General features: G+C 70.5%; 1 pseudogene. It reads left to right on the forward strand.

The features are described 5' to 3' along the window. A pseudogene (locus KUM32_RS39105) lies at positions 1–563 on the forward strand (phosphodiesterase); the annotation flags it as partial.

Below are 563 nucleotides of genomic sequence, written 5' to 3' on the forward strand. Positions count from 1 at the left end.
CCTCTGGACATCGCGCTGGTCAGCGTCGTACTCGCGGTCCACTTCCGGCGCTCGTCGGCCAACCGCTCCGCGGTCAACACCGCCATCGGCGCCCTCGCGCTGACCGTCCTGTGTGACGCGCTGTTCACCTCGCCACTGCTGCGGCAGCAGTACAACTCGGGCCAGCCGCTGGACGCGGGCTGGTTCGCGGGCTCGCTGCTGCTGGCCTACGCGCCGTGGGCGTCGGCCCGCTCCACCGCGGAGTGGGAGCGCCCGCGCCGGCCGCAGCCCGCCGGGCGCCCCATCGCCAACTCGCTGACCGCCCTGACGCCCTACCTGGCCGCCAGCGTCTGCGTGCTGGGGATCATCTACAACGTGCTCAACGGCCGGGCCGTGGACCAGGTCGTGCTCTTCACGGGCTGCACCGTCGTCCTCGCCCTGGTGGTACGGCAGGCCATCATGCTGATGGACAACATCACCCTGACCCAGGAGCTGGCGCAGAAGGAGAACCACTTCCGCTCCCTGGTGCAGGGGTCGAGCGACGTCATCATGATCGCCGCGCCCACCGGCGTACTGCGCTACGT

The organism is Streptomyces sp. AC627_RSS907 (assembly GCF_019049165.1).